Origin of the sequence: Bacillus pseudomycoides DSM 12442, from assembly GCF_000161455.1 — a bacterium.
GTDB classification, from domain to species: domain Bacteria; phylum Bacillota; class Bacilli; order Bacillales; family Bacillaceae_G; genus Bacillus_A; species Bacillus_A pseudomycoides.
In genome coordinates this window covers 5,035,244-5,046,305 of the sequence record NZ_CM000745.1, presented here as the reverse complement: position 1 = coordinate 5,046,305, position 11,062 = coordinate 5,035,244, and the positions used below count along the sequence as shown (strand labels likewise).

General features: G+C 40.6%; 2 protein-coding genes. Both read right to left on the bottom strand.

What is annotated here, in order from left to right; genetic code table 11:
- Window positions 1-2,003: condensation domain-containing protein (locus BPMYX0001_RS29955; RefSeq protein ID WP_167535689.1), on the bottom strand; the 2,003-nt coding region annotated here is incomplete at its 3' end.
- Window positions 2,004-2,052: 49 nt separating this feature from the next.
- Entirely contained in the window at window positions 2,053-10,989 is an 8,937-nt protein-coding gene (locus tag BPMYX0001_RS29720) for a non-ribosomal peptide synthetase (RefSeq protein ID WP_006097072.1), read from the bottom strand.
- Window positions 10,990-11,062 lie beyond the last annotated feature (73 nt).

Below are 11,062 nucleotides of genomic sequence, written 5' to 3'. Positions count from 1 at the left end.
AAGGCACCGTACATTTCCCAAACTGAAAAATCAAAACAATAGGAATGGAACAATGTCCAAACATCTTCTTCCGAGAAGTCAAAGAGATTCTGATCGTTAAACAAGAGACGTACCACGTTTCGGTGTTCCACCATGACTCCTTTCGGCTGTCCAGTAGATCCCGAGGTATAGATGATATAAGCCAAATCATCTGGACCAGCTTCCGCTTCCAGATTCGCAGAATCTTCTTTCTCCCATTCCCGTTCCCAAAGCCCCAGTACCTGTCCGGAATAATGGGCTGGAATGTCTTCTGCATACTGGACGATCAGCTTCTCAGCTCCGCTATCTTCAAGCATATAGCGGATTCTCTCCTCCGGATAATTCGGGTCAATCGGAAGATAGGCTGCACCCGCCTTAAGAATTCCCAGAATACTTACGATCATTTCTAAGGATCGCTCAGTTAAGATTCCTACAATCTGATTCCGCTGTACTCCTTGCCTTCGAAGACTCCTTGCCACCTGATTGGCCATTCTATTTAATTTGGAATAGCTAACTTCCTGGTCACCAAAGACCAGAGCAGTACGAGAAGGCATCATAAGCACCTGTTCTTCAAAAAGTGCTGAGAGAGTCTTAGTTTTTGGATAAGTTCCGCCAGTAGAATTAAACTTTTCCAAAATTCTAGTTTTATCCTCAACAGAAAGCATATCTATTTCATCTACCTGTACCTCAGGTGAATGAACGACCGTATTTATCATCATTTTTAAATGTGAAAAAATGGCATATATTGTATCTTGTGTATACCTACGTTCATTAAAAATAATTTTTATTATTAAATCCTGGCCAGGTCCAATAAGGAGATTAAAGTCATAATTTGTCTGATCAAATGCGTCCACTTCCGTTAAAGTGAACCCGTATTTATCCATACCTTCTCTGCTTTGAATCGAATCATCAAATGGATAATTTTCAAAAACAACCATATGATTAACCAATTGATTTCCCGTTTCTTTACCGCATTGAATATCAGCAAGAGAAACGTAACTAAAAGGTTCGGACCTAAGAGCCTCTTCCTGCAGCTGCTTAACTAGCTGCAGGAAGCTCTGGCCGGCAATTTTTTTAACCCTCACCGGCACTGCATTAATAAATAAACCAACGATTTTCTCAACACTAGGTATTTCTGATGGCCTACCAGAAACAATTGATCCAAAAACAGCATCCGTAGTATTGTTATATCTTTGCAGAAGAACGCCCCAAATTGCTTGGATAACAACATTTAAAGTGACCTTGCACTGTCTGGCTAAATCATTTAGCTTCTTGGTAATATCGGTTCCGAGCCTAAAAACAAGCTCTTTCCTTTCATAACCTAGTAAAGCCTCAGAAGTGCTTCTGCTTGGAAGGTTTGCAATTTGATTGTAGCCTTTTAAATAGTTATCCCAATAAACCCGAGCTTCTTTCTGATCTTGCTTGTGTAACCATGAAATATACTTACTGAATTCAGCTGATTTTTCCAGATTTGGCTCTTCCCCGTTACGGATTTTCCCATATAAATCGAATAGTTCATTTAAAACAATTCCAAGAGACCACCCATCCATCAAAATATGGTGGAAGCTCCATATGAACGTATAATCTTCTCTACTAGTCTGAAAAGCAGCAAATCTCATCAGTAGATCTTTCGAGAGGTTAAAACCCTTCTTCTTATCTTGTGATTTATAGTATTCTATTATTGAAAACTGCTCTTCTGCAGGTTTAGAAGAAAGGTTTTGATAAGCAATTTTTATGCTCCTCTCTTTTAGAACAACCTGTTTAGGTTTACTAACCCCCTCATGAAGGAAGACGCTTCTGAAAATAGCATGTCTTTCAATTAACAAATTGAAGCATTTTTCAAACACAGGCAAATCTAAACTGCCTTTGAATTTAAAAGCCATCTGTTCAAAATAGGCATCACTATCACTGAGCAATGAATGAAAAAGCATACCTTCCTGCATTGGAGATAGACTATATATGTCATCAAATTTCTTCTCTTTCAAAGTATCCCTCCATCCCATAAAGCTAGTGTAACTTTCTCAAGACGAGAATTTAGATATTATCTATAAGCTGAGATATAGCATCTAACTCTTCAAATGTAAGTTCTTCATCAGAAAAATCACTAGGTGTTTTTTCTGCATCTGTCTTTCCGGCACAATGATTGATAACGGCTTTTAGCCATTCCTCATATTGCCTAATTACATTTTCAATAGTCTTATAATGAAATTTTTGAGAATCATAGCTTACTTGAACTGTTAATTGACCTGAAGTGATAAAACCATTGAAGTCCAGTCCGTTTGAAAAATGATTAATCGGGCTTACTTGAAAACCCATTGGCATCGTAGAATGCGTCTGGGTGCCTTCGGCTTCAAACCTTCCAAGATAATTAAAGCTTATCTCCGGTTTTCTCTTTCCTTGCCATTTGAACACCCTTTTATCAGAAAGGTATTGAAGTATCCCATATCCAGCCCCTTTATTTGGTATTTTCCGCAATGTTTCTTTTACTTCTTTAATAACACCGCCAAGATCACTTGAAGATACATCAAATACTACTGGAAACATACTTGTAAACCAACCAACCGTCCTACTTAGATCTGCTCCTTCTATGAGATCTTCGCGGCCATGTCCCTCCAGGTTGACTGCCATCCTATTTTCTCCTGTCCATTCCTGAACTGTTAGAGCAAGTGCCGCAAGAAGGAGGTCATTAATTTCAGTCTGGTAAGCCCGATGGGCTTCTGTCAGAAGCTGGTGTGTTTCTTTTTCGTCAAGGCTGAAATGCAGAGCTTCTATTTTACTGAAGCTTCCATCGTTTTCCCTGTCCTTCGGCAGGGGAGCCACTTTCATAGATTCGACACCTTCCCAGTACGGAATCTCTTTTTGTATAGCCCTGCCCCTTGCATACTCAGACAGCCCACTTGCCCAAGCACGGTAAGAGGTGGTCTTCGGTGGAAGAACTTCTCCTTTCTCATATAGACGATGGAAATCCTCCAGAAGAATCCTCCAGGATACTCCGTCCACCACAAGATGATGAATAATAATTAATAGATAACTTCCTACATCAGTCTCAAAAATCCCCAGTTTTATCAGCAGACCTTCTGCGAGATTAAGACTAGCTTGGAGATAGTTTGCTTCTTTCTCAATTAAAGGTTTTGCATCTGTTACTCCCCTAAAGTCAAATCGCTGAAGAGTAAAATCAATAGCTTCCGTCCCCCGACTGTACTGCTTCGAAGAAGAATAAACCATTCGGAGCGCATCATGATGCACGCAAAGTTTGCGGAAAGCTTCCATCACCGCTTCACAATTCCACTCTTCCTCTTGGAACAGCATCATAGATTGGTTAAAGTGTTCTGGTATAGGAAACTGCTGTTCAAAAAACCAATGCTGTATCGGAGTCAGAGGTACATCACCCTGAATTAGGCCTTGCTCTGCAGATGCGGCTGCAAACCGAATATATGGAACAAGCTCGTATACTGTTGGATTTTTAAACAAGTCTTTCATCTCGAATTTCAATCCATGCTCGTTCAGCCTAGCTGCAATTTGGATCGCTTTAATGGAGTCTCCTCCCAATTCAAAAAAGTTATCATGAATGCCAACTCGTTCTGTCCGGAGTACTTCCTCCCATACAGATGCTAAGAGCTTTTCCCTATCTGATAGAGGTGCCGAGTACTCTTCCCTGATTGGCACCGCACTTATCGGCTCGGGCAGTGCTTTTTTGTCAATTTTTCCGTTAGAAGTGAGTGGGAAGGATTCGACCTCAACAAAATATGAAGGAATCATATAGTCAGGCAAAGTTTCTTTTAAATGGTACCTGATTGCTGAAACAGTCCAGTCAGATTTCGTAATAAGGTAAGCACATAGATAAAATTGAGCCTTTTCATCTCTATTGACTACAACAGTTACATCAGCAACAGCACTGTGTGACAACAGCCTATTTTCAACCTCTCCTAATTCAATCCGGTGTCCCCTAATCTTCACCTGTTGATCAATCCTCCCCAGGTACTCAAGGTTTCCATCTGGCATCCAACGGACAAGATCCCCCGTCTTATAGATCTGATCGCCAGGCACGAAAGGATTCTCCACAAAACGCTCTTCTGTCAAGTCCGGTCGATTCAGATATCCGTGGGAGACTCCGTCTCCTCCAATAGATAGCTCTCCAGGAATCCCTTCCGGCTGAAGCTGACCGCTAGGACTTAAAACATAAGCCGATGTGTTACTGATTGGCTTCCCAATCGGCACCGTATGGAGGTTAATCATAGACTCCGTGACAGGGCAGGCCGTGGCAAACACTGTTGTTTCGGTTGGTCCGTATACGTGAATGAGCCTGTCTTCTCCCATTGCCCTCAATGCTTTTCGCACATGTTTGACTGACACCATTTCACCGCCAAACAGGAGCTTTCGCAGCCCTTTTAGACTTTCAAGATCCACATCCACAAGCGTGTTGAATAGCGCTGTTGTCATGAACGAAATTGTTACCTGTTCTTCTTGGATTAGACGTGAGAGCCGGAGGGCATCTCCAACCATTTCCTTCGGAACGAGCACCAACCGCGCTCCATGAAGAAGTGATGCATAAATATCAAAGGTAGAACCGTCAAATGCATAATTGGACAACTGAAGGAACCGGTCAGTTTCTTTCACTTCCAAATAGCCGTTGTTGATGATCGTCCGGATGACATTCCGATGGGTAGTCAGATTTCCTTTCGGTTTCCCAGTAGATCCTGAAGTATAGACAATATAAGCCAGGTCTTCTGGTCCGGAAGTCCTCCCTAGATTGGAAGAATCCCTTTCCTCTAAAGCTTCCTTAATTGTAAGAACCTTCCCTTCATAGGTGTCCGGAAGAACGCCTCCGTGAAGAATTACAAGTTCGGTTCCGCTGTCATCAATCATATATTGAATCCGTTCCGCCGGATAACCTGGATCGATTGGAAGGTAAGCAGCACCAGATTTAAGAATGCCCAGTATGCCTGCAATCATTTCAAACGAACGCTCCGTGAGAAGTCCAACTGTCTGCCCTCTCTTTACTCCCTGTTTTACTAGGCTATGTGCGATTTGGTTAGCCATTCCATTTAGCTCTTGATAGCTAAGCTTCCTGTCTTCGAATATCAGCGCCACATTATCTGGATTTTTCGCTACTTGCTTTTCAAAAAGCTCCTGCAGTGATTTATCCTTTGGATAATGTTTCATAATATCGTTCTTTAACAGCAGCTGTTTCTTTTCTTTTTCTGTTAACAGTTCCATATCATCCAATAGACAATCTGGATTACTAATGATTTGTTGCAAAATATGATTATAATGGTTAGCCATTTTTTTAATGGTTATTTCTTTAAAGAGACTAGATTTATACTCTACTGTAAACTGGAGTGTTTCCTTTTCCACAAATACCCAGGTCATATCAAACTTTGAAATAGACCAGTTCCATTTATAAGGATGTAAATGAAGTCCAGGTATTTCAACTTGGTTATCTATATTCTGCAAAGTAAACATAGTATCGAATAATGGATTTCTGTCCAGAGTTCTGGAAATATCCAACTGTTCAATGAGTTCTTCGATAGGCATATCTGCATTTTCAAAAGCATTCAATACTTCACGCTTAACTTGTGATAGAAATTCCTGAAAAGATTTATTCCCTGCTGATTTATTCCGAATTACTAATGAGTTGACGAACATACCAACAACCGGTTCTAATTCTGCATGCGGTCTCCCCGCTATTGGCGTCCCAATCAATATATCATCTTGGTTTGTATATTTTGAGAGTAAAACATGATAAGCAGCTAGTAGAATCATATACAATGTTGTGCCATCGTCATTTGAGAAGGCATCCTTTAGTTTTGCAAGCTCACCAGCAGACACTTCAAAGTTTAGTGTCTTCCCCTCAAAGTTTTGTACTTTTGGCCGTTTATAATCCGTGGATAGCTCTAATACAGGTAGTTCTCCTGACAGGCGTTCAAGCCAGTAGGATTTCTGCTTTTTCAGGTGCTCCTGCTGAGCTATTTCACGTTGCCAGCCCACATAATCTTTATATTGAACCGCTATTTCTGGAAGTACCTCCCCTTGATACAGAAGAGAGAAATCTTCTAAAAGCACAGCCACTGAAATACCATCTGAAATGATGTGATGCATATCTAACATCAAAATGAAGCGGTTATCCTTTAGTTTTACAAGACTTGCTCGAAAGAGAGGAGCACAACTTAAATCAAAAGGCTGTATGAAAGACCTTATCAGTTCTGGCATTTCTCCTTCATCAGCATGCATAAAATCCATACTCCATTTAACTTCAGAATGAACTTTTTGAGTGAGCTCCTGCTTGTTCAAATGAAAAGAAGTTCGTAGTGACTCGTGCCTACTTATCAAGGACTTTAATGCAGAAGCCAATTGGTCGACATTTAAGTTTCCTTCTATCTCAATAATGGCCGGCATATTATAGTGAACTCCAGATTCTCTTCCCTCCAACTGATTTACAGCGAACATACGCCTTTGAGAAGAGGAAACTGGATAAAAAGGTTTTTCTTCCATTGGAAGAATAGATTTATACTGTATTTCTTTAGAATCATAAGTCAATCTGGTCATTTCCTTCAGAGTGGTCGAAGTGAATATCTCTCGTAGAGATACTGCTTTATTAAATTCCTTCTGAATCCTATGGACCAGAACAGATGCTTTTAGCGAGTGCCCGCCTAATTTGAAAAAATCATCTGTGCGACTGACATTTTCGATGCCGAGCAGTTCTTTCCAAATCTCAGCCATTTTTATTTCTCTTCCTACAGGTAGTTCGTAATCCGCTTGGAGATCTCTGTATACAAAAGGATTTGGGAGCGCTCTTTTATCAACCTTTCCATTTGTCGTAAGCGGTAGTTCTTTCAATCTTATAATGCTAGTAGGGATCATATACTCTGGTAATTTCCTTTTTAATTCCGTCTGTAGATCCTGTTCGGACCACTCTGCCTCTGACACTATATAGGCACATAAGTAGGATCCGTACTCGTGGCTATTTGCTGTTATCACGACAGCATTTTGGATATCCGGATTTTCAAGTATCCTAGCTTCAATTTCTCCTAGCTCTATCCGGTGTCCTCTCAATTTAACCTGCTCATCCATCCTTCCAAGATACTCAATATTTCCATCTGGTAACCAGCGTACCCAATCGCCCGTTCTATATAACGTTCCATTTCCAAAAGGATTTTTAACAAACCGCTCGGCCGTAAGACCTAGAAGATTCAGATACCCTTTTCCTACCCCTTCTCCTCCAATACATAATTCGCCAGGAACGCCAATAGGCTGAAGCTGGAGATATTGGTTTACTACATATAGAAAAGTATTATTTAAAGGCTTTCCAACTGGAACCGTTCCTGTAACCTTTACTGCCGAATCTACAGCATATGTTGCTGCAAAAACTGTCGTTTCAGTAGGCCCATATCCATTAATCAGCCGGTTTTCTCCAAGGTAGTCAAAAGCTTTACTTACATGTTTAACAGAGGCCTTCTCCCCACCAAAAATAATTTTCCTCATGCCTTTCAAACAGGAAAGTTCCAAGTCGACAAGCGCATTAAATAGGGCTGCCGTCATAAAGGAAACAGTAATATTCTCACTCTGGATATATCCCGACAGAGCTTTCATATCTAATGCCGTTTCCTGTGGAATCAATACAAGAGTTGCTCCATTCAGCAGAGCACTGTAAATATCGAATACAGATCCGTCAAACGCGTAATTAGAAAGCTGCAGTATTCGATCTGTATCTAAGATTTCAATATATCCGTTGTTTATAATTGTCTTAATAACATTTTGATGAGCAGTAAGATTTCCTTTAGGTTGTCCGGTCGATCCTGAAGTATAGATGATATAAGCTATATCCCCCGGCTCATTTTTATTCAATAGATTATGACTGGCTTCCCGAGCCCACGCTTTCTCACTAAGAATTAAGACCTGATCCATATAATCCTCTGGAATTAATTGCTCACTCTGTACTACTATGAATTCTGTTTGACTGTCTTTAAGCATATAGCGAACTCGTTCTGAAGGACTGCTTGGCTCAATTGGGACATATGTTCCTCCCGCTTTCAAAACCCCGAGCATGGCTACAATCATTTCAGCTGATCTTTCCAAGATAAGCCCTACTGTATGGCCGCGAGCGACTCCTCTTTTCTGCAGACTACGGGCCACTTGATTCGCCTGTTCGTTTAATTCTTTATAAGTTAATAGACATTTCTCCATTGAAATAGCAATTTGATCAGGAGCTTCAGCTGCTTTATCCTCAAAGATCTCATGAATCGTTTTAGATCTCGGATAGTGTTCCTTTCTTCCGCTGAACACCTCTACCAGAATATCGACTTCTTCTTTTCCAGCCAACTGAATATCAGCAATTGGCATCTCAGGACTGCTGATAATCTGCATAAGAATATGATTAAAGTGTCTTTGCATCCTTTCAATCGTTTCCCTTTTAAACAGGGCTGTACTGTATTCAATCGATACGGAAAGAGCATCATCCTCAATCACAATCCAGTTCAAATCAAATTTCGCATTTCTCCAGCTCCAGTTATATGGATGAATATGTAATCCTGGAATATTCAACTTAGCAGTATCCATATTCTGAAAAGTAAGCATAGTATCAAACAGAAGATTTCGATTCATCGAGCGGTGTCCACCTAACTGGTCTGCCAGCTCTTCGATTGGATAATCTGCATGTTCATAAGCTTGCAAAACATTCTGTTTTACTTCGCTTAAAAACTTTGAGAAAGTCCATTTATCATCAAGGACATTCCTCAATGGAATGGTATGGGCAAACATACCGACTATTCCTTCAGTATCAGCATGAGACCGTCCTGCAACCGCTGTGCCAATAGCAATTTCTTTCTGTCCTGTGTACTTTGACAGCATGACATGATAAGCCGCTAAAAACGTCATAAATAAAGTGGCTCCACGTTCGATTGATAAATTCTTTAGCTTCTGAATCAGATTAGGAGCTATCTCAAAGGTGCTAATCTCCCCCCTGTAATCCTTTTCCACAGATCTGCAGTAATCAGTCGGAATCTCAAGTATAGGCATTTCCTTCTGAAAAATATCTGTCCAGAAAGATTTCTGTTTATGGAGACGCTCTTTTTGAGTCGCACTCTGCATCCAGACAGCATAATCTTTATATTGAAGCGGAATCTCTGGAAGCTGATTCCCCATATACAGTTCTGCTAGTTCCTGCATAAGAATGCTCATGGAGATTCCGTCAGTAATGATATGATGCATATCAATCATTAGTAGGTGGCGTCTGCTGCTCAACTTGATGATGCCTGCTCTTATCAAAGGAACTTTAGTAAGGTCAAAAGGCTGTATAAAAGAAGCTATAACTCGTTCAACCGCATCTTCTGTACACTCCGTGATTCTTAGACTAAAATCAGCTTTTTGATGTACTTTCTGCACAATCTCTCCTTCTCTTGCAATGACTGTTGTGCGTAGTGACTCATGCCTTTGAATCAGAGACATAAAAGCTTGATTCAATTGTTGCAAATCCAAATTACCGTGAATTTCAAATACACCAGGGACGTTATAACTTGTATTTTTTTGGTGCTCTTCAAGCTGTTCTACCAAATAAATTCTTTTTTGGGAGGATGTCGCTGGGTAATAATCACTTACCTTTACAGACGAAATTCGGTCAAAAGTGCCTTTCTGGTTGCTCTGTATATAATCAGCCAGCTCTTTTACTGTCGGTCGCGAAAATATCACTTTGAGAGGCAACTCGACTTTAAGCTCTTTATGTAGACGCGAGGCGAGTAGCGTGGCCCTGAGTGAATGTCCGCCAAGCTCGAAAAAGTTATCATGAAGGCTCACTTTCTCGACATCGAGTATATCCTGCCAAATCTCTGCTATTGTTTTTTCTGTCTCTGTTTCTGGATCCTTATATAGTTCTATCACGCTGCTAGGAGCAGGCAGGCTACCTTTGTCCACCTTCCCATTTGAGGTGAGTGGAATTTCATCCAGCTGCACAAATCTTGCAGGAATCATGAAACTAGGAAGCTTTTCCTGTAAAAATTTCTTCAACGCTACAGTTTCTACTTCCAATTCAGCCACATAATAAGCATATAAGTAAGATCCATTCGATCCTTCTCCTTTTAAAGCTACTACACAGTTTTGTATGTCAGGATATTCAGCTAGCCTAGCCTCTATCTCGCTTAGTTCTATTCTATGTCCACGAAGTTTCACCTGTTGATCCAATCTCCCCAGGCATTCCAAAGTCCCATTAGGTAGCCAGCGTACTAAGTCACCAGTTTTATATACCTTACCTTCACCGAAAGGATTATTTATAAAGAATTTGTTTGTAAGCTCATTTTGGTTTAAATAGCCTTTACCGACTCCATCTCCGCCTATATATAATTCCCCAGGAACACCCATTGGTTGAAGATGGCCAGAGCGGCTTACAACATACAGCTGTGTATTATTCATTGGACGGCCTATAGGAATACAATCTAAGGAATTTACTTTATGATCAGCTTCATACGTAACAGCAAATACCGTTGTTTCCGTTGGACCATAACCATTAATTATCCGGTTATCTCCTAGATAATTGACTGCTTTGCGAACATGTTTTACAGAAGCCTTCTCGCCGCCCATCAGGACTTTTCTCAAGTTTTTCAAACAAGATATCTGCTCATCTACAATTACATTAAACAATGCGGTAGGCATAAAAGATATCGTAATATTCTCCTCTTCCATTAACCTTGCAATTTCCTTAAGATCGCTAGCAGCTTTGTTTGGAGCAAGCACGAGTCTAGCTCCATTCAACAAGGCACTGTATATATCAAACACGGAACCATCAAAAGCGTAATTCGCTAACTGGAGAAGCCGATCGTCCGTTTTAATTTCAATATAGCCGTTATTTTTTACTGTTTTAATGACGTTACGGTGGGAAATCTGGCAACCTTTCGGTCTCCCAGTGGTACCAGATGTGTAAATAATATAAGCTGTGTCATCTAGTACATTTTCCTTTGCAAGGTCATCCTTCCCTTCCTGCATCCATTCGCCTTCTTCTAAAACAAGAGCATGGCCTTTAAAGAAATGAGGAATTAGCTTTTGTACCTGAACGACT